Source organism: Kitasatospora sp. NPDC127060, assembly GCF_042724935.1.
In the GTDB taxonomy this organism is placed as follows: domain Bacteria; phylum Actinomycetota; class Actinomycetes; order Streptomycetales; family Streptomycetaceae; genus Kitasatospora.
On the sequence record NZ_JBHXEG010000035.1, the window covers coordinates 1 to 18,603 of the forward strand.

General features: G+C 71.4%; 18 protein-coding genes and 2 pseudogenes. 7 read left to right on the plus strand and 13 right to left on the minus strand.

What is annotated here, in order from left to right:
* Nucleotides 1-405 precede the first annotated feature (405 nt).
* Both ACFWIS_RS20325 and ACFWIS_RS20330 read right to left on the minus strand, forming a co-directional pair.
* Complete coding sequence (locus ACFWIS_RS20325; RefSeq protein ID WP_380455133.1) at nucleotides 406-1,101, minus strand: response regulator; 696 nt, start codon at nucleotides 1,099-1,101, stop codon at nucleotides 406-408.
* Entirely contained in the window at nucleotides 1,098-2,219 is a 1,122-nt protein-coding gene (locus ACFWIS_RS20330) for a sensor histidine kinase (RefSeq protein ID WP_380455135.1), read from the minus strand. Before ACFWIS_RS20330 ends, ACFWIS_RS20325 begins: the two co-directional genes overlap by 4 nt.
* A gap of 200 nt (nucleotides 2,220-2,419) precedes the next feature.
* Here ACFWIS_RS20330 and ACFWIS_RS20335 point away from each other — a divergent pair, with 200 nt between their 5' ends.
* A complete protein-coding gene (locus tag ACFWIS_RS20335; protein WP_380455136.1) occupies nucleotides 2,420-2,995 on the plus strand; it encodes a hypothetical protein in 576 nt (191 codons plus the stop codon).
* A 13-nt stretch (nucleotides 2,996-3,008) separates the two neighbouring features.
* On the opposite strand, the gene ACFWIS_RS20340 is transcribed toward ACFWIS_RS20335, so the two are convergent.
* Together ACFWIS_RS20340 and ACFWIS_RS20345 are read right to left on the minus strand one after the other, a co-directional pair.
* Nucleotides 3,009-3,974, minus strand: coding sequence for a DMT family transporter (locus tag ACFWIS_RS20340; RefSeq protein WP_380455138.1), 966 nt, complete (start codon nucleotides 3,972-3,974; stop codon nucleotides 3,009-3,011).
* Nucleotides 3,975-4,150: 176 nt separating this feature from the next.
* Nucleotides 4,151-4,816, minus strand: coding sequence for a CatB-related O-acetyltransferase (locus ACFWIS_RS20345; protein ID WP_380455140.1), 666 nt, complete (start codon nucleotides 4,814-4,816; stop codon nucleotides 4,151-4,153).
* Between the two features lie 178 nt (nucleotides 4,817-4,994).
* On the opposite strand from ACFWIS_RS20345, the gene ACFWIS_RS20350 reads away from it, so the two are divergent.
* The 3 genes from ACFWIS_RS20350 to ACFWIS_RS20360 all read left to right on the plus strand — a co-directional run bounded on the left by ACFWIS_RS20350 (nucleotide 4,995) and on the right by ACFWIS_RS20360 (nucleotide 7,134).
* On the plus strand, nucleotides 4,995-5,579 hold the full coding sequence (locus ACFWIS_RS20350) for a TetR/AcrR family transcriptional regulator (RefSeq protein WP_380455142.1): 585 nt from the start codon (nucleotides 4,995-4,997) through the stop codon (nucleotides 5,577-5,579).
* Nucleotides 5,580-5,788: 209 nt separating this feature from the next.
* Nucleotides 5,789-6,499 (plus strand): peptidylprolyl isomerase, encoded by a 711-nt coding sequence (locus ACFWIS_RS20355; protein ID WP_380455144.1) that lies wholly within the window; start codon nucleotides 5,789-5,791, stop codon nucleotides 6,497-6,499.
* A gap of 131 nt (nucleotides 6,500-6,630) precedes the next feature.
* The gene (locus tag ACFWIS_RS20360; RefSeq protein ID WP_380455146.1) at nucleotides 6,631-7,134 is read left to right on the plus strand and encodes a MazG-like family protein; all 504 of its coding nucleotides are present in this window, start codon (nucleotides 6,631-6,633) and stop codon (nucleotides 7,132-7,134) included.
* 130 nt (nucleotides 7,135-7,264) lie between these two features.
* Here the strand turns inward: ACFWIS_RS20360 and ACFWIS_RS20365 are convergent, their stop codons facing one another.
* The gene (locus ACFWIS_RS20365) at nucleotides 7,265-8,554 is read right to left on the minus strand and encodes a geranylgeranyl reductase family protein (protein ID WP_380455251.1); all 1,290 of its coding nucleotides are present in this window, start codon (nucleotides 8,552-8,554) and stop codon (nucleotides 7,265-7,267) included.
* A 191-nt stretch (nucleotides 8,555-8,745) separates the two neighbouring features.
* Nucleotides 8,746-9,441, minus strand: coding sequence for a demethylmenaquinone methyltransferase (locus ACFWIS_RS20370; protein WP_380455148.1), 696 nt, complete (start codon nucleotides 9,439-9,441; stop codon nucleotides 8,746-8,748).
* 212 nt (nucleotides 9,442-9,653) lie between these two features.
* Between ACFWIS_RS20370 and ACFWIS_RS20375 the strand changes: the two are divergent.
* Nucleotides 9,654-9,860, plus strand: a pseudogene (locus tag ACFWIS_RS20375) (leucine zipper domain-containing protein); the annotation flags it as partial.
* Between the two features lie 51 nt (nucleotides 9,861-9,911).
* Here ACFWIS_RS20375 and ACFWIS_RS20380 read toward each other — a convergent pair.
* The 5 genes from ACFWIS_RS20380 to ACFWIS_RS20400 form a co-directional block, all read right to left on the minus strand.
* Nucleotides 9,912-10,499 carry a hypothetical protein gene (locus tag ACFWIS_RS20380; RefSeq protein WP_380455263.1) on the minus strand — a complete coding sequence of 196 codons (588 nt, stop codon included), beginning with the start codon at nucleotides 10,497-10,499 and terminating at the stop codon, nucleotides 9,912-9,914.
* Between the two features lie 261 nt (nucleotides 10,500-10,760).
* Entirely contained in the window at nucleotides 10,761-11,468 is a 708-nt protein-coding gene (locus ACFWIS_RS20385) for a hypothetical protein (protein WP_380455150.1), read from the minus strand.
* Between the two features lie 19 nt (nucleotides 11,469-11,487).
* Nucleotides 11,488-12,708 carry a cyclic dehypoxanthinyl futalosine synthase gene (mqnC, locus tag ACFWIS_RS20390; protein WP_380455152.1) on the minus strand — a complete coding sequence of 407 codons (1,221 nt, stop codon included), beginning with the start codon at nucleotides 12,706-12,708 and terminating at the stop codon, nucleotides 11,488-11,490.
* Nucleotides 12,709-12,885: 177 nt separating this feature from the next.
* Nucleotides 12,886-14,631 (minus strand): serine/threonine-protein kinase, encoded by a 1,746-nt coding sequence (locus ACFWIS_RS20395; RefSeq protein WP_380455154.1) that lies wholly within the window; start codon nucleotides 14,629-14,631, stop codon nucleotides 12,886-12,888.
* Nucleotides 14,632-14,821: 190 nt separating this feature from the next.
* On the minus strand, nucleotides 14,822-15,730 hold the full coding sequence (locus tag ACFWIS_RS20400) for a menaquinone biosynthetic enzyme MqnA/MqnD family protein (protein WP_380455156.1): 909 nt from the start codon (nucleotides 15,728-15,730) through the stop codon (nucleotides 14,822-14,824).
* Between the two features lie 421 nt (nucleotides 15,731-16,151).
* Between ACFWIS_RS20400 and ACFWIS_RS20405 the strand changes: the two genes are divergently transcribed.
* Nucleotides 16,152-16,355, plus strand: coding sequence for a cold-shock protein (locus ACFWIS_RS20405; RefSeq protein ID WP_030287184.1), 204 nt, complete (start codon nucleotides 16,152-16,154; stop codon nucleotides 16,353-16,355).
* 252 nt (nucleotides 16,356-16,607) lie between these two features.
* Here ACFWIS_RS20405 and ACFWIS_RS20410 read toward each other — a convergent pair.
* Nucleotides 16,608-16,757: pseudogene (locus tag ACFWIS_RS20410) on the minus strand (dicarboxylate/amino acid:cation symporter); the annotation flags it as partial.
* Nucleotides 16,758-16,779: 22 nt separating this feature from the next.
* Here ACFWIS_RS20410 and ACFWIS_RS20415 point away from each other — a divergent pair.
* Nucleotides 16,780-17,604 (plus strand): recombinase family protein, encoded by an 825-nt coding sequence (locus ACFWIS_RS20415; protein ID WP_380455253.1) that lies wholly within the window; start codon nucleotides 16,780-16,782, stop codon nucleotides 17,602-17,604.
* 78 nt (nucleotides 17,605-17,682) lie between these two features.
* On the opposite strand, the gene ACFWIS_RS20420 is transcribed toward ACFWIS_RS20415, so the two are convergent.
* Nucleotides 17,683-18,351, minus strand: a complete 669-nt coding sequence (locus ACFWIS_RS20420; protein WP_380455158.1) for a hypothetical protein — start codon at nucleotides 18,349-18,351, stop codon at nucleotides 17,683-17,685.
* Between the last annotated feature and the right edge of the window lie 252 nt (nucleotides 18,352-18,603).

The following is an 18,603-nucleotide window of genomic DNA, read 5'->3' on the forward strand; positions in this document are numbered from 1 at the left end:
GTGTATAAGCTACAGTGTTGTTTCTGCGCGGGCGGGAGCTGGCCGAGGTCGGCTGAGCCGCCCGCCGCCCGCCGCCCGCCGCCCGCCGCCCGCGTTGCCCACCAGCCGCCGGTGTCACCTGCGCTGGGCCGGCCGGTCCCAGCGCGGAGCTGCCGCGCGCTCGCAGCCCCGGCGGCATGTGGGCCCCTGGGGGCCTGCCCTTCGCCCTCCTCCTCGCCCTCCGCCTTCGTGTCCGCGGCCCCGCCTCCCGTTGTGGGCAGGCCCAACTTCCCTTCCCGACGCGGCCCTCACATCCCTGGGCCCGCCTCCACCTCTGTCTCCTGCCCTGCCTTCCTCTCGTCCTTGGGCCCCGCCCTTGTGCGGGCCGCCTACGCTGTTCCGCTCTCGCCTACGGATCAGAGCCGGTTACCGGCTTCCGACTGCCTGTTCCCACACCCACGCCGCGACGCCCACCCGGTTACGGGCGCCGAGCTTGCGCTGGATGTTGGCGAGATGGTTCTTCACCGTTCCCGGTGAGATGAAGAGCCCGGCGCCGATCTGGGCGTTGGTCGCTCCATCGGCCACCAGCTCAGCGATCTCCCTTTCTCGCTCGGTCAGTTCCTCCACCGGGCCGGCTATCAACGGACCCGGAGTGCCCATCCCGCTCGCGGGACCGGGCGTCGGGGCAGAGCCCGGCAGCGCCATGTGCTGCAGCAGTCGGACGGTGATCTGCGGGCTGATCAACGCATCCCCGGCCATCGCCGCCCGAACGGCCTCGATCAGCAGCACCGGGCCCGAACGCTTCAGCAGGAAGCCAGCCGCACCGTTTCGCAAGGCCGTGTGCACGTATTCGTCCAGGTCGAAGGTGGTCACCACGATCACCTTGCATTGCCCGGCCAGTTGCCGTGTGACCTCCAGGCCGTCGAGTTTCGGCATCCGGATGTCCGCGAGCACCACGTCCGGCCGCAGCCTCTTCGCCTCCTCCACCGCCGCGGCACCGTTCGCCGCCTCAGCCACCACCACCATGTCCGGTTGGACGTCCAGGATCATCCGGAATGCGCTGCGGACATCTGCCTGGTCATCGGCGACCAGGATCCGAATCGGCCCCGCACTACTGCTCATCCGCTCTTCTCCCCTGCACCCGCGCTGGTCCTCATCAAGCCTTCCGGCTGTTCCCGCTCCTCCCGGCCTGCCAACGGCAGCCTCGCCGTCACGCGCCACGCCTCCTCCTCGTACGCACCGGCCTCGAACGTGCCGCCCAGTGCCTCCACTCGCGCGGCCAGCCCCGGCAGTCCGCTGCCACCGCCTCGGCGGGGGCGGCCGGTCGGCCCCGGTGCCCGGCCGTCGTTCGTCACGGTCAGCTCCAGCCATCCGCCGCCGCGGCGTGCCCGGACCTCGATCCGATGGGCGTCCTGAGCGTGCCGGCGGACGTTGGTCAGTGCCTCGACCACGATCCGGTGAACAGTCCCGCCCACTTCCCGCGGTACCGGCTGGTCCGGCAGCTCCAGCCGGACTTCCGCACCGCCCGAGGCCGTGAACCGCTCGACCACCTCGGCGAGTTCCGAGAGACCCGGCTGTGGGCTGCGCCCGCTCCCCTCCTCCGTGCGCAGCAGCTGGACCGTCCGGTCCAGCGATGCCAGGGCCCGTTGCCCGGCCTGCTCTATCCGTTCGAACAGGGCGACGGCTCGGGCCGGGTCGACCGAGGCCAGGTAGGCGCCCGCCTGGGCCTGAGCGACCATCCCGCTCACGTCGTGTGCCACGAAGTCGTGGAGGTCGTGGGCCAGTTCGAGTCGCTGCGCGCGCCTCGCCTCGACCACCGCCTGCTTGCGCCCTTCGTCCAGGCCTCGTAGGTAGAGCCCGATCAGGACCGTCGGCAGCGACAGAGCCGAGCCGAACCCGAAGACCGTGAGCATGTCCCCCGGCCCTTCGACGAACGCGAACCGCGTCAGCCACAGGGCGACCGCTCCGCACGCCGTCCAGGCCGCCGCGGCGCACCGCGGGCCGTCCTCGGTGCGCAGGCTGATGACCACCGACAGCAACAGGGCGGCCAGTTCGATCAGGCCCAGCAGCCCGGCCCAGCGGTCCCCCTCCAGCCAGCGGCCGAGGAACCAGACGGTGACCGTGACCGCGATCGACGCAACCCCGAGGGCCGTGGTCATGGCCGCCACCCCGTAGCGCGATCGCGCCAACCAGGCCGGCAGCGCCAGGACAAGGACCACCCCGGCCAGGATCTGAGTCATCGTCACCGCCTCCTCGACTCTTCGACTGCCGTCACACTACGACGGCGCCCGAGCGGCACACCTGTGCCGATCGGCATATTTCAAAGGCCGGTTGAGCAGGAGGAACAGCCCGATCGGCATCTGCCGCGAGCCCTGGTGGACCTCCAGTCTTGAGACATCGCACCGGCCACGGAGGTCGGAGCCGATGGGAGGCCACCACCATGTCGAAGCTCATGATCAACCCCCGCAGCACCGCCCGCCGGCCGGCCGGCGCTCTCTCCGCCGTCCCGCCCGCGCCGCGCTGGGCCCAGCTCGCCGCCAAGGCCGCCGTCCTCACCACCGTCCCCTCGGGGCTGTGGCGGGTCGCCTTCGGATTCGGCGTTCCGGTCGGCTTCACCGGCGCGACGGCCGCAGCGTACGCCGCCCACCAGCCGGGCTGGGGCACGGTCTACTGCGTGGCGCTGAGCAGCCTGGCCGAAGTCCTGGCCATTCTGACCGTCGGCCTGGTGCGTCCCTGGGGCCAGGTGTTTCCGCGCCGGATCCCGCTGATAGGCGGCCGTCGGATTCCGCCCCTCGCCGTGATCGTCCCGGCCCTGCTGGGATCGGTGGTGCTCACGCTCCTCGGCCTGGAGGGGCTGTTCGGCCGATGGGCCCACAACCTGGCCGAGCCGGACTCGCCGCATGGCGTCGCGGCCATCGTGATGACACTCGCCTACCTGCCCCTGGTCGCCTGGGGCCCGCTGCTGGGCGTGGTCACCGTCGACTACGCCCGCCGGACGCTGCGACGGCGCCGATGACCAGAGCGACGGGTCACACCGGAGTCGGCTCCGGGCTCACCCCCTCCGTATCGGGCGACCTCTCGCCCCCGCCGCTGGCCGGGCGCGGCGCGGGGGCGGTGCGCCGGCCCCATTCGGTCGCGACCAGTACCAGGGCTCCGCCGACCAAGGCGAGCGAGCCCATCCGGTTCCCGGCGAGGGTGATGCCGAAGACGGCGGCCCACAGCGGTTCGGTGCCGAGCAGCAGGCTCACCCGGGACGGAGAGGTGGCCCGGACAGCCCACATTTGGACGAAGAAGGCGAACAGGGTGCAGAACAAGGACAGGTGCAACAGCCAGGCCCACTGGCCGGCTCCGTACGAGAGGGCGACGCTCCACGGAGTGGGCCCGACGGCCAGTGCGACGATCATGAACACGGCGGTGGCAACCGCGAGTTGGACCCAGGTGACGGCGAGCATGTCGGTGTTGCGGACGGCCCGGGTGCGGGCCATGGCGAGGACGTACGCCGAGCGGACCAGGGCGGCGCCCAGCACCAGCAGGTCACCAAGCGTCGGAGGGCGCAGTCCGCCGTCGCCAGTGAGCAGGGCGACGCCGAGGACGGCCAGCCCGGCAGCCGCGAGGAAGGCGCGCGGTGGTGCGGTGCGGCCCAGGGCGCTCTCGCCGAGTGGGGTGAGCACCATGGCGAGGCTGATGATCAGTCCGGCGTTGGTGGCAGAGGTGTGGACGGCGCCATAGGTCTCCAACAGGAAGATCCCACTGAGGACCAGGCCCAGTACGGCGCCACCGAGCCACTCGGCGCGGCCCAGCTTCCGCAGGGCCCGCCAGGCGACCAGGCCGAGCAGCGGCAGCACCAGCCCGAAGCGCAGGACGAGCATCGCCACGACCGTCCCCGGCTCGGCCACCCGCTGGACGGCGAGGAAGCTCGACCCCCACACCACTGCCACGAGCAGGACCGGCAGATCACGAAGAACCGATGAGGACGAGGACGGGGAGGCAGACATGAGGAAGATCCCTCCGAGCGAACGGAACCGGCAGGTGCGAGGACCGTACGGCGTCGGACGGACCCAGAGGCTGGGCGTGTGGCTCAGCGGTGGACGGGGTGAGGGATGGAGCAAAGGTGCGCCATCTTCGCGCACCGGCCCGCCGGTGATCAATGCCCCTGGCCGGTGCCGACGGGTCAGGAGGCGAGCACGCCGTTCGTCTCGGCGATGGCCTCGATGTCGGCTGGGGTGCCGGACATGATGGCTCGGACGTGCTCGGTGACGAGTTCGACCGGCCAGTCCCACCAGGCCGCACGGAGCAGGCGTCCGATGTCGGCATCGTCGAAGCGGCGCCGGATCGGGCGGGCGGGGTTGCCGCCGACGATCGTGTAGGGATCGACGTCGGCGGTGACCACCGCGCCGGCCGCGATGATCGCTCCGTCGCCGATCCGGACGCCGGGCAGGACGGTGGCTCCGAATCCGAACCAGACGTCGTTGCCGACCACGGTGTCGCCACGGCTGGGCAGGCCCGTGACGATGTCGAGGGTCTGCTCGGTCCAGCTACCGCCGAACATCGTGAAGGGGAAGGTGGAGACGCCGATAGCGGGGTGGGCGGCCCCGGCCATCAGGAAGCGGGTTCCGGTGGCGATCGCGCAGTACCTGCCGATCACCAGTCGCTCGGGGCCGTAGGCGTAGAGAACGTTGCGTTCCTCGAAGCGGGTGGCTCCGTCAGGGTCGTCGAAATAGGTGAACTCGCCGACCTCGATCCTCGGATCGGTGACGAGCGGGCGCAGCAGGACCACCCGGTCGTGGCCGGCGAGCGGGTGGAGGACGGTCGGGTCAGGGATGGCGTGGGCGGTCAAGCGAGCTCCTCTCGTAATGCGACGAAAGTCGCATTATGATGAGCATGGCAGAACCGCCACCCCACAGCAAGCACTAATGCGACTGGAGTCGACTTTGAGCGAGGCCGCCCACCCTGATCAGCAACCCCGCACACCGACCCCGCGCCCGGGCGGCCGAAGCGCCCGGGTCCGTGCGGACGTGGTCGCCGCCACGCTCGCCGAGGTCACGGAGAAGGGCTACGACGGACTCACCGCCGAGGCGGTCGCAGTACGCTCCGGCGTCCACAAGGCCACCCTCTACCGGCGGTGGAGAGGGGTTGACGGCCTGATCGCGGACGCCCTGACCGCCTCCGCCGACCAGCTCTGGCCGCTACCCGACACCGGAGACCTCCAGCAGGACCTCCGCCGGATCACCCAGGAGGTGTTCAGCGTCTTCACCGACCCCGAACGGAGCCCCACGCCCATCGCGCTGATCTCCGCCGCCCAGCGCTCCGACACCGGCGCGGCCGCCCTGCGCGACTTCTTCGCGGCCCGCCACCGCCAGGCCGCCGAAGTAGCCGAACGGGCGGTCACCCGGGGCGAGTTGCCCATCGGGACGGACGGCGCCGAGGTGGTGCGGGCCGCCACCGCCCCGCTCTACTACCGACTGTTCGTCACCGGTGAACCCCTGGACGCCCGCACCGCGGAACGGGCCGCCGACGCCGCCGCCCTGGCCGCCCGCGCCGGGCTGTTCGCCTCCACCCCGCCGAACCCCGACACCACCCCGAACACCCCCGCCCCGTAGAGCCCGTACCCCGCCCCGAGCCTCACCCTAAGGCCCACCCGGCGCCGCACCCCGAGGCCCGGCAACCGCCGGATACCCGACCGCGCCCGGCCCCCGGCCCCCGGCAATCCCTCACGCATCCTTACGCGCCCTCACGCACCCTCAAGCCATAGGAGCCCCGACCGCCCCAACCCCTACCGGAGACCCACCCGGCCGTGGATGATGCCTCCATGACAAACATGCCATCCACCACCCCCCGGAAGGCCCGTCACATGAAGCGCAAGCACTGGGCCCTGGTCGCCGCCGCCACCGTCCTCCCGCTCGCGGCGAGCACCGGCACGGCCGTCGCGGCCCCCTCCGCCACCACCACCGCCCTGAGCGCGGCCTGCACCTACACACCGGCCGCCCCGGCCGACAACTTCAAGGGCATCCCGGTCTTCGACGCGCAGAAGGCCGCCAGCCCGTACCACGCGACCCTGCGGACCAACCAGGGCCCGATCACCTTCGAAGCACTGACCGACAAGGCGCCCTGCACCACCTTTTCGTTCCGATTCCTCGCCGAGCACGACTACTTCGACCGCAGCCACTGCCACCGCCTCACCACCCAGCGGATCTACGTCCTGCAGTGCGGCGATCCGACCGGGACGGGCAGCGGCGGTCCGGGCTACTCCTTCCCGGACGAGAACCTCACCGGCGCCACCTACCCGGCCGGCACCGTGGCGATGGCCAACGCCGGTCCGAACACCAACGGCAGCCAGTTCTTCATCGTCTGGAAGGACACCAAGCTCTCCCCCGCCTACACCCCGTTCGGCCGGATCACGGCCGGCCTGGACGTCCTGCAGAAGATCGCGGCCGCCGGCGAGGACGACCAGAACGGCCCCGGCGACGGCTACCCCAACGCCCCCGTGAACATCCGCCATGTGAAGATCAGCAAGCACTGACCTCCGGGGCGGGCCCACCCTGGCGGTCGACCGGCCCAAGCGGCGGACGGGCCCGGCGAACCGTCCGGCCCGCCCCCGTCGCCGCTCCCGTACGGTGGCAGCACCACCGACACCGCAGGGAGCAGCACCGCATGGACAGCCGGATCTGGGAGAGCGTCGACCACCTGGTCGCATGGCTGGACGAGCACAGCACCCAGTCGCCGCAGGAGGAGCGCCTGCTGCGGCTCCTCAAGCTCTCCGAGGAGATCGGCGAGGTCGGCGCGGCGGTGATCGGGGCGACCGGTCAGAACCCGCGCAAGGGTGTCACCCACACCTGGGAGGACGTCCAGCACGAGCTCTGCGACGTCATCTTCAGCGCCCTCGTCGCCCTCCGCACGCTCACCCCCGACGCGGCCCGGGTGTTCACCGAGCGCCTCTCCTACGTCGAGCAGCGCTCCGCAGACTCCCGCTCGGCCGGCTCCCGCTCCGCCGACTCCCGCGCCGCCGACTCCCGCTCGACCGACTCCCGGCCGGCCACCTCGAGCGCGGCCGCCTCCGACCCCGCTGCCTCCCACGACACCGTGGATCGGGAGGCAGCCCCGGAGGCAGCAGCGAAGACCGAACCGGAGGCACACCAAGCACCCGAGGCCCGCTAGGCGCCGCCCGGCGCCCCGCGGCGCGCGACGCCTCCGTCGCTGCCCGGCGCCACCAGCGCCAAGCACCGCCCTCGCCAGGCGCCAAGTACTGCCCCGCCCCCGCTCGACGCCAGCGCCCCCACCCCCGGCGTCAGGCGTTGGGCGCGACCTTCGCCAGCCCGTTGATCAGGCGGTCCATCGCGTCGCCGCCCTGCGGGTCGGTGAGGTTGGCGAGCAGCTTGAGGGTGAAGCGCATCAGCAGCGGCCGGGGCAGGCCGTGCTGGGCGGCGAGCTGCATCACCTTGGGGTTGCCGATGAGCTTCACGAAGGCGCGGCCGAGCGTGTAGTAGCCGCCGTACACGTCCTTGAGGATGCGCGGGTAGGCGTGCAGGGCGCGCTCGCGGCCGCCCTCGGTGACGCGGGCATGGGCCTGGACGATGACGCCGGCGGCGATCTGGCCGGATTCCATCGCGTAGGCGATGCCCTCGCCGTTGAACGGGTTGACCATGCCGCCCGCGTCGCCGACGAGCAGCAGGCCGCGGGTGTAGTGCGGCTGCCGGTTGAAGGCCATCGGCAGGGCGGCGCCGCGGATCGGTTCGGTCATGTTCTCGGGGGTGTACCCCCACTCGGCCGGCATGCCAGCGCACCAGGCCTTGAGCACCTCACGCCAGTCGAGTTCACCGAACGCGGGCGAGGAGTTGAGGATGCCGAGGCCGACGTTGGAGGTGCCGTCGCCCATGCCGAACACCCAGCCGTAGCCGGGCAGCAGCTTGCGCTGGCCGTCGCGGGTGTCCCACAGCTCCAGCCAGGACTCCAGGTAGTCGTCGTCGTGGCGCGGCGAGTTGAAGTAGGTGCGGTAGGCGACGCCCATCGGGCGGTCCTCACGGCGGTGCAGGCCCATGGCGAGGGAGAGCCGGGTGGAGTTGCCGTCGGCGGCGACCACCAGCGGGGCCCGGAAGGTGACGGGGCGCTTCTCCTCGCCGAGCTTGGCGGTGACGCCGACGATCCGGCCGGTGCGGTCGTCCAGGACCGGCCCGCTGACGTTGCAGCGCTCGTAGAGCCGGGCGCCGGCCTTCTCGGCCTGACGGGCGAGCAGTTCGTCGAAGTCGGCGCGCTTGCGGACCAGGCCGTAGTCGGGGAAGGAGGCCAGCTCGGGCCAGTCCAGCTCCAGTCGGACGCCGCCGCCGATGATGCGCAGGCCCTTGTTGTGCAACCAGCCGTTCTCGGTGGAGACGTCGATGCCCATGTCCACCAGCTGCTTGGTGGCGCGCGGGGTGAGGCCGTCGCCGCAGACCTTCTCGCGCGGGAAGGCGGTCTTCTCCAGCAGCAGCACGTCCAGCCCGGCCTGGGCGAGGTAGTAGGCGGTCGTGGCCCCGGCCGGGCCCGCGCCGACCACGATGACGTCGGCGGTGCTCTCGACCGTGCTGTCCGGCTTCGTCAGATCGGCTGCGGTCTCGGACACGTGGACACACTCCTGGAGCTGCGGCGGGGGATGGCGGCTTTTGTCTCCGGCAGTCTAGTTCCGCTCACGCCGCCGGAAGCCCCCGCGGCCCGTCCTGGAACCGCCACCCGCCGACCAGGAACCGCCCCCACCGCACCGCTACACCGCTACGCCACTACGCCGCAAAGCCGCTACGCCTGCTTGTACCCGCGGTGCAGCGCGACGATCCCGCCGGTCAGGTTCCGCCAGGCGACCTTCGACCAGCCGCACTCCTGCATCCGGGCGGCCAGCGCGGGCTGGTCCGGCCAGACCCGGATGGACTCGGCGAGGTAGACGTACGCGTCAGGGTTGCTGCTGACGGCGGTGGCGACCGGGGGCAGGGCGCGCATCAGGTACTCGGTGTAGACCGTCCGGAACGGCGTCCAGGTCGGCGTGGAGAACTCGCAGATCACCAGCTTGCCGCCGGGCTTGGTGACCCGGTGCATCTCGCGCAGCGCCTCGTCGGTCTCCTGGACGTTGCGCAGCGCGAAGGAGATCGTCACCGAGTCGAAGGTGTCGTCCGCGAACGGCAGTCGGGTGGCGTCGCCGGCCGTGAGGGGCAGCTCGGGGTGGCGGCGCTTGCCCTCGGTGAGCATGCCGACCGAGAAGTCGCACGGGACGACCTTGGCCCCGGCCTCGGTGAAGGGCAGCGAGGAGGTGCCGGTGCCGGCCCCGAGGTCGAGCACGAGGTCCCCCGGTCCGGCGGACACCGCCTCGGCCACCGCCCGGCGCCAGGCGCGGGCCTGGCCGAGGGAGAGCACGTCGTTGGTGAGGTCGTACTTGGCCGCGACGTCGTCGAACATGGCGGCGACTTCGTGCGGCTGCTTGTCCAGGGAGGCTCGGGTCACGCCCCCATTGTTCACCCTGGGACGGACACCCCGACCAACGGGGCACGACAACGGGGCACACCAGCCGGCCCCAGGGGCGCGTCTTCACGCGCCTGGGACACGCCCTAGTTGTATTGACCACGAGCGTTGTTGACGGCGGTCGGGCTTGATCATGGCGAGGACCTCCGGTGTGGTGGAGGTGTCTAGGCTCCACACCACGCACGAAGGTCTTCGTGTGCCACCGTAACGCCCGGTTGACCGTGCACGGCAGGCGGCTCCTGGTCGAACGGGTCCAGGCCGGCCGACCGGTCGCGCACGTCACCGCCGAGACGGGCGTCTCCCGGGCCACGGCCCACAAGTGGGTGCGGCGCTGGCGGGCCGAGGGCGAAGCAGGCCTGCTCGACCGCTCCAGCTGCCCGCGCACCACCCCACACCGCACTCGGAGGCAAACCCCCGATCTGCCGCGTGAACAATCCTGCGGGTCAATACACCTAGTGCGTCCCCCGGCGGCCGCCCGCCCGGCGCCGGCGCCGCGAGCGCTTGCCCTGGGTTATCGCGGGCATCCCCTCGGCCAGCGCCCCGGTGGCCATGGCGAGGTTGGCGGCGATCCGGCCCTGCCCGGTGCGGACCGCGACGGCCCGCCGGTGGCGCCGGATGCGCAGGATGCAGATCACGAAGAGCACGACGGCGACCGGCACGCTGAACCGGGCCAGGCCGACGCCGACCGGCTGGGGGTAGGTGTCGCCGCAGATCCGCACCGCGCCGGGGTCGTCGGCGGCGTGTTCCAGGCAGACCGCGTCGCCGACCTTGGCGCCGTCGGAGAGCGGCAGCGCGGCCGCGGTGTGCGGCTGGCCGCTGACCTTGTAGCTGACGGCGCTGTACGTGCCGCCGCCGGTCGGCAGTTGGGTGACGACGCCCTCGACTCTCACCGGGTGGGCCGCGATCCGGTCGGCCTGGTCGGCCTGGCGCCAACCGAGCAGGCACATCCCGACGGCCAGCACGGCGCTGAGCACGGCGGCGAGGTACCAACCACGGCCCAACCGCGGGGAGCGCGGCGGGGAGACGGTCGCGGTTCGCATGGTTCCTGTCCTGGCTTGCCTCCGGGGCCTGGGGCACGGCCCCGCCGCCCGCGGGCACGGGTGGTGGTGTGGTGAGGGTACGGAGTGAGCTGTCCGGGATCGTATCCGCTGGCGGGCCCTCAGGTCACGGCGAAGGGGCAATCACCGCCCTGAGTGGGCACGGCAGTTCGGGTGCACACGAAGGAAGTCCCGTACGTGGCAAGGCAATCCGCTTACTGATGAGTACGTCACATCGGGCCGGTCCCCGACCCCGGCCGGTCCTCACCGCCGCCGGTACACCAACCGTCCGCCCAGCACGGTCGCCAGGCTCCCGCCGGACGCCGGCTCCACACCGGCCGCGCCAGGACCCGCAGCCGCAGCCGAAGCCGAAGCCACACCCACCCCCGCGCTCACCGGGAACACCGGGAACACCGCGAAGTCCGCCCGCCCACCGGCCGCCATCCGCCCGTGCACGGCCCGCATCAACGGCAGCACAGTCAGCGGATCCAGCACAGCCAACGGATCCACAGCCAACGGCTCCAGCACAACCGACGGCTCCGGCAACGCCACCACCCCCGACCGCGCCACCGCCGTCCGCACCGCGGCCCGTTCGAACGGCCCGGCCACCGCCGTCACCCCGAACCCGAGCATCCGCTGCAGCCCGCGCCGCGCGCTGGCCCCGTACCGGGTCTCGTCCGTGCAGCCCACCAGCCCGTCCGCGACCGGTTCGACGCCGGTCTCCTCCCGCGGGTCCGGGTGGTAGTCCCGCTCCAACAGCCGCTGCCCCCAGGGGTTGCGCAGCCCGGGTGTGAGCACGGCGGTGCCCCAGTCCCGGACCCGCGCCGCCGGGTGGGCCGCCGCCAGTTCCGGGTACGGCCCGACGGCCTCGACCAGTTCGCCGCGCACCACCACCGCCCCGTCGGCGAAGGACGGGGCGGTGGGGTCGGCCGGGTCGGGCAGCAGGAACGCCGCCCGGTGGAGGGTCAGCACGGTGGCCGGGCCGCCGGGCTCAGTTGTCCAGGATCTTCAGCTCGGGGTGCGCGGTGCCGCCTTCGATGGCCGTGGAGGCGATGTGGGAGGCGACCCGCGCGTCGACCGGGTCGTTCGCCGGGTCGTCCAGCACCCGCAGGTGCTCGTACGTGGTGGAGCGCTGGGCCGGGACGCGGTCGGCGGCGCGGATGAGGTGGATCAGCTCGGTCAGGTTGGAGCGGTGCTTGGCACCGGCCGCCGAGACGACGTTCTCCTCCAGCATCACCGAGCCGAGGTCGTCCGCGCCGTAGTGCAGCGACAGCTGGCCGGCCTCCTTGCCGGTGGTGAGCCAGGAGCCCTGGATGTGGGCGACGTTGTCGAGGAACAGCCGGGCGATCGCGATCATCCGCAGGTACTCGAAGACGGTGGCCTGGGTCGAGCCCTTGAGGTGGTTGTTCTGCGGCTGGTAGGTGTACGGGATGAAGGCGCGGAAGCCGCCGGTGCGGTCCTGCACGTCGCGGATCATCCGCAGGTGCTCGATCCGCTCGGCGTTGGTCTCGCCGGTGCCCATCAGCATGGTGGAGGTGGACTCCACGCCGAGGCCGTGCGCGGCCTCCATGATCTCCAGCCAGCGCTCGCCGGACTCCTTGAGCGGGGCGATCGCCTTGCGCGGCCGCTCCGGCAGCAGCTCGGCGCCGGCCCCGGCGAAGGAGTCCAGGCCCGCCTTGTGGATCCGGGTGATGGCCTCCTCGATGGAGACGCCCGAGATCCGGGACATGTGCTCGACCTCGGAGGCGCCCAGCGAGTGGATCACCAGCTGCGGGAAGTCGGCCTTGATCGCCGAGAACGCGCGCTCGTAGTACTCCACGCCGTAGTCCGGGTGGTGGCCGCCCTGGAACATGATCTGGGTGCCGCCCAGCTCGACCGTCTCGGCGCAGCGGCGCAGGATCTCGTCGAGCTCGCGGGACCAGCCCTTGTCGCTCTTAGGCGGCACGTAGAAGGCGCAGAACTTGCACGCCGTCACGCACACGTTGGTGTAGTTGATGTTGCGCTCGATGATGTACGTCGCGATGTGTTCGGTACCCGCGTAGCGGCGGCGGCGCACCGCGTCGGCGGCGGAGCCGAGCGCGTGCAGCGGCGCGGAACGGTAGAGCTCCAGCGCCTCCTCCGGGGTGATCCGGCCGCCGGCGGCGGCCCGGTCGAGCACGGCCTGCAGGTCGGTGCTGGACGCATCGAGGGTGGTCGCTGCGAGCTCGGTCACCTGGCGGCCTTCTCTCTCTCAAGTGCTACTCGGGTACGGCCGAACCAGCCTACGCCAGGCGTTTCGGGCGCCCGCGTCAGCCCGCTGAACTGCACCTCGACCCGGCTCGCCCGCTTGACCGACGCCCCCACCTCAACCGCCCCCACCTCAACCGCGCCCACCTCAACCGCGCCCACCTCAACCGCCCGCACCGCCGACCCGGCGCAGCGTGCCGGCCGGGTTGCCGGCGGCCGGGTCGGCGGACGTGAAGCGGATCGTCCCGTCGGACTGCAGGGTGAGCGTCTCGGAGTTCGAGCCGCCGGTGCAGGCGCCGGGAATCGAGGAGCGCACCAGCCGGGACTGGAACACCAGCGTGCTACCGGAGACGGACTTGAGCGTCCAGGCGCCCTCGCAGCTGATCGAGATCAACCCGGAGAGGGCGTTGCGGCTGGTGGTGGCCTCCTGACCGAGCGCCGCCTGGTGGACGGTGATCGTGGTGGTGCCGCCGGGCAGCCCCTTGTCGGTGACCATGTCCCCGCTCCAGGTGCCCAGGAACGCCGCCGGCACCACGTCGCCCCCGCCCGCCCCGGGCACCGGGGAGACTCCCGACGGCGCCCCGGCCGCAGAGCCGGACGGCGACGCCGAAACGGATGCGGACGCGGAAGCGGACGACCCGTCCGGCACGAAGGCCCCGGGCGACGCGATGGCTGCACTCGGGTCGATCGCCGGGACCGGCCCGACGGAGGGCACCGACACCACCGGATCGGGCCGCTGGCTCATCGCGTACAGCCCGTACCCCACGCCCCCGATCAGGGCGACCGCCAGCACCACCGCCCCCGCGGTCACGGCCCGTCGACGCCGGCGCCGGGCAGTCTCCGGGTACGCCCCCGGTACGGGCGGGTAGCCGTGCGGCGGCCGCGGACCCGACCCCTGCCCGTCACCAGAGCCCCCCGAGTCCCCCGAGTCCCCCGAGGCCCCGAGGTTCCCCGGGCCCCCCGAGTAGGCCGAGCCGTCCGAGTACGCCGGGTCGTCCCCCGCCTCCCCCTCCAGGTCCAGCAGCTCCACCGCACTGCGCCCCACCCCCGCCGCCAGCGCCGGCGGCAACCAGTCGCCCCGCGCGAGCCGGCCACCGGCCGCGCCGTCCGGGTCCAGCCAGGCGGTCAGCTGTTGCGGGGTGGGCCGGGCGGCCGGGTCCTTGGCCAGGCAGCGGAGGACGACGGTCCGCAGCGCGTCGGGCACCCCACTGACGTCCGGTTCCTCGTGCAGCACCCGGTAGAGCAGGACGGCCGCGCTGACCCCTTCGCCGAAGGGGTGCACGCCGGTGGCGGCGAACGCCAGGACGGCGCCGAGCGAGAAGACGTCCCCGGCCGGTCCGGCCGGCTGCCCGTTCGCCTGCTCGGGCGACATGAAGCCGGGCGAGCCCACCACATACCCCGAACGGGTGAAACCGCTGGTGGCGTCGAGGGCCCGGGCGATCCCGAAGTCGATCAGCCGGGGCCCGTCCAGGGTGATCAGCACGTTGGAGGGCTTGACGTCGCGGTGCACCAGGCCGAGCCCGTGCACATGGGCGAGGGCTCCGGCGAGCCCGACGCCGAGGGCGCGGACGGCGGCCTCCGGCAGCGGGCCGTGGTCCTGGACGGCGGCGGCGAGCGCGGGGCCGGCGACGTAGCCGGTGGCAACCCAGGGCGGCTCGCCCTCGGTGTCGGCGTCCAGGACGGGTGCGGTCCAGGCGCCGCCGACCCGTCGGGCGGCGGCCACCTCCTGGCGGAACCGGGCCCGGAACTCGGTGTCGTCGGCGAGTTCCGTCCGCACCACCTTGACGGCGACGGCGCGTCCGCCGGCCGTCCGGCCGAGGTAGACCCGGCCCATCCCGCCCGAGCCCAGCCGCCGGAGCAGCCGGTAGGCGCCCACCCGGCGCGGATCGTCCGGTCCCAGTGCCCGCATGCCCCGCACGCTCCCCTCGCACGCGCCCGCGCGGCCCGGGCGGGTGCCCGGCCGCTACGCCGCTCCCGAGCCGCACCCCGCGCAGTACCCCGCCGGACGCGCCTCGGGAGCAGACCGTACCGGGCCGGGCCGACCCTCCGCCCGGCCCCGCCCACCGCGAAAGCCCCCGCCCGGCGGGAGAGCCCCTGCCCTACGGCCCGACCGGCAACTCCGCCGGCTCCAGCAGCCGCACCCTCACATCCGGCGCGAACCCGCTGTCGTGCGCCACCCGGCGGGCGAACTCGGCGACCCCGGCGAGCTGCCGCCCGCCGAGCGAGAAGTCCAGCGCCTCGCTGAAGTACCGCTCCAGCACGTCCGCCCCGAAGGCCTCCCAGCGGGCGGCCTGTTCGGCGACCTTGGCGGCCTCCACCAGCGACAGGTCGCGGGACTCCAGGAAGGCCCGGTGGACGGCCGCGGTCAGCTCGGGGCGGCGCTCGGCGAACTCGCGGCGCACGGCCCAGACCGCGAAGACGAACGGCAGGCCGGTCCACTCCTTCCACATCTCGCCGAGGTCGTGGACGGTCAGCCCGAGGTCTTCGGCCTGTCCGAGGTAGGCGCGCAGCGCCGGGTCGCCGATCAGGACGGCGGCGTCGGCCTCGGCGAGCATCGCGCTGAGGTCGGGCGGGCAGCTGAAGTAGTCGGGGCGGACGCCTTCGCGCTCCTCCAGGAGCAGCCGGGCGAGCCGGACGGAGGTGCGGCTGGTGGAGCCGAGGGCGACCCGGCGGCCGTCGAGGTCGGCGAGCGGGACCTTGCTGACGATCAGGCAGGACATCACCGGGCCGTCGCTGCCGACGGCGATGTCGGGCAGGACGAGCAGGTCGTCGGCGTTGCGCAGGTACTCCACGCAGGTGATCGGCCCGATGTCGAGGGAGCCGCCGACGAGCTGGTCGCTCAGCTTCTCCGGGGTGTCCTTGGTGAGGTCGAGGTCGAGCAGATTGCCGGTTCTGGCGAGGCCCCAGTAGAGGGGGACGCAGTTCAGGAACTGAATATGGCCGACCCTGGGCCTGACCGGGGTGTCCTGGAGTTCGAGCTCCCGCGTTTGTCCGTCCGGTGCTGCCACTGCGCCGCTCCCTTGCTGTTCGTGCGCTTCCCCGCAGCGTATGCCCGGTGTTCGCGGGGGCTCGCACCGGCCACCCGACACGCGCGCGGAGGTCTGCCGTCCGCTCCGGTGCGCGCCCCCAACACGCCTTCCTGCGCCCGTTCCCAGCCCACTCCGGGCCCCGCTCCGGGGGCTCACGACACGAGCTGTCCGGAGGGCGAGTGACCTCTGGTCGTCACAGCGACCGCATGCTAGCGTTGCCCTCAGTTGCAGTTTGATTCCCCTTGCAGTACTTGAAGCCTGCGGAGCATGTAACCGCAGGCTTTTTGTAATTTTTCAGCAATATCGAAAAACTTCGGACTCGTCCGGAGGCAGGGCGATCAGCGCAGCGGACCGGGGACCACACGGTGTGGCCCCCGACACGCATCGCAAGGAGAACGGCATGGCTCAGGGAACCGTCAAGTGGTTCAACGCTGAGAAGGGCTTCGGCTTCATCGCCCAGGAGGGCGGCGGCCCCGACGTCTTCGTCCACTACTCCGCCATCAATGCGAACGGCTTCCGTTCGCTGGAGGAGAACCAGGCGGTCACCTTCGACGTCACCCAGGGTCCGAAGGGCCCGCAGGCGGAGAACGTCACCGCCGTCTGACCATCCTCTGATGTTCTGATCGCTCGGGACCCCAACGGGTCCGCCGGCGGCTCCCGACAGCCGTCACCATGAGCACAAGAGCAGCACCCAAGGGGGCCTGCCCATCACGGGCGGGCCCCCTGCCTTTTCGGGCCGCGCCCTGAGCCCCGAGCCCCTGCAGCCGCACCCGAACAGGCACCGAACAGGCACCGGGAACGCCGGAGGGCCCTCCCCCGTCGCCCGGGGAAGGGCCTCCCGCATGTCCGTCCGGAATCAGGCCGCTGCCGGGACCACGGCCTTCGGCGCGTCCTCCTCGTACAGGTCCCCGGAGGGATTGTTGTACGCGGCCACGTCCAGGATCCGCTCCCGCGCCGCGACCACGACCGGCACGACCACCTGGCCGGCGACGTTCGTAGCTGTACGTTAAGCACCTACGTTGCACACCGTGGTCATTCGCGCTCAGACGGTGGCCATGCCCAAGGCTACGAGGGTCGGCATTTACGCCCGCATCAGCAAGGATCGCAAGGGACAGGAGCTCGGCATCCAGCGCCAGGAGAAGGCGTGCCGGGAACTGTGTGACCGCCTCGGGTGGACGGTCCTCAAGGTCTACCCGGAGAACGACGTCTCGGCGTCCACCACCAGCCGGAAGCCCCGGCCCGTCTACACCGAGATGATGAAGGACGCCCGCTCCGGGGTCATCGACGCCATCGTCGTCTACTCGATCGACCGCCTCACCCGCCGCATCACCGAGCTGACCAGCTTCCTGGACGAGCAGAAGGAGTGCGGCTTCGCCTTCGCCACCACCGAGGGCGAGGACACCTCCAGCGCTTCCGGACGCATGATCCTCACGATCAAGGGTGCGGTCGCACAGCAGGAGACCGAGCGCATGGCGGAGCGGGTCAACTCGGCTCTGCTCCAGCGCCGCGAGAAGGACAAGCCTCACGCCGGCGGACCCCGGGTTTTCGGGTTCGAGGCCGACTCCGGGTTTCAACGCATCGTCCCGGAAGAGGTCGAGTTGATCCGGCTCGGCTACGAGATGCTCATGGACCGCAAGACCCCGGGCGAGGTGGCCCGCGCCTGGAACGACAAGGGAGCCCGGTCGTCAGGCAGCGGAACGTGGTGGACGCCGAACAAGGTCAAGCGTGTGTACCGGTCCGAGCGCATCGGCGGGATCATCACCTACAAGGGCCAGGTGCTCGGCGACAGCATCTACCCTCATCCGCTCGTAGCCGACTTCAACGACCGCGCCCGGGAAGTGCTCGCCGCCTGATCAACAAAAGGAATCGGGCCCTCTCCCAGGCCAGGGAGAGGGCCCTCTCATTGAAAAGCCGCAGCAGCAACTGTGCGTCTAACGTCGGCGCCCTGCCCCCGCAGCACGGACCGCCAGCAACCTGTCACCTGGCATTATCCCGATCTCCTGCAGGCTGCGCGCGTCCTTATGATTTCTCCCTTGAGCCTGCGTTCCGATTTCCATGAAGGTTTGGCCGGTAGACGGGTCTCTAAGCACCCACTGTCGCCCATAGGCGTAGGCATCTACGTAGTCGTGAATTGCAAGGTAGATCGCGTCGAGCAAATTGGCGACAGTCAGTTGCCCTGCAGGAAAATCCAGGGTTTGACCACTCAGGCTCGAATCGATACCGCTGAGGTCAACCGTCACGGATCGGCTTTCAAGGTCCCGACGAGCGGCGCGGACAGCCTGCTCGATCACGACGTCGGCATCAGGCTTGGACCCTGGCGGGAGTCGAGGAATCACTACCCTCTCGACCGCCGCCCGCACCGCAGCCTCGACATTTTGCCGGTTCCCGGCGGCGGCCGATGACAACGCCGCTACGTAGGCCTCCATGCTGGGCGGGTTTGGATAATCCTTAGGGGCATACAGCACGAATGGCCGAGTAACCAGGATGCGAAAGAACGCAACGGCAACTGCGGAAGGAAACAGAACCGAGAAGATGGCGAAAATTCCTTGAATCCATCCCTTCGCCTGAGTCGCCGCTACTCCTACCGTGATCTCGGCCAAGCCAAGGAATAGTGAGATGATCCACATAGGGTTCAAGACTCGTTCTTCTGAACCCCTGACAGAACGGTCCGTGCCCTCAGCCACTCCAGCCCCCTCCAGAAGTCAGGCCGTCCACCCGACTGACTCGCGTCCACGATAGCGAGAGCACTGCGGGCGTTGTACTCATCAGCAAAACTAGGGCGGCTCTCGCCGGGCGACCATGCGCAACTCTCCTCGCCCACCCCGGGGATCCGCCCTTGCTTCCAACCAAAC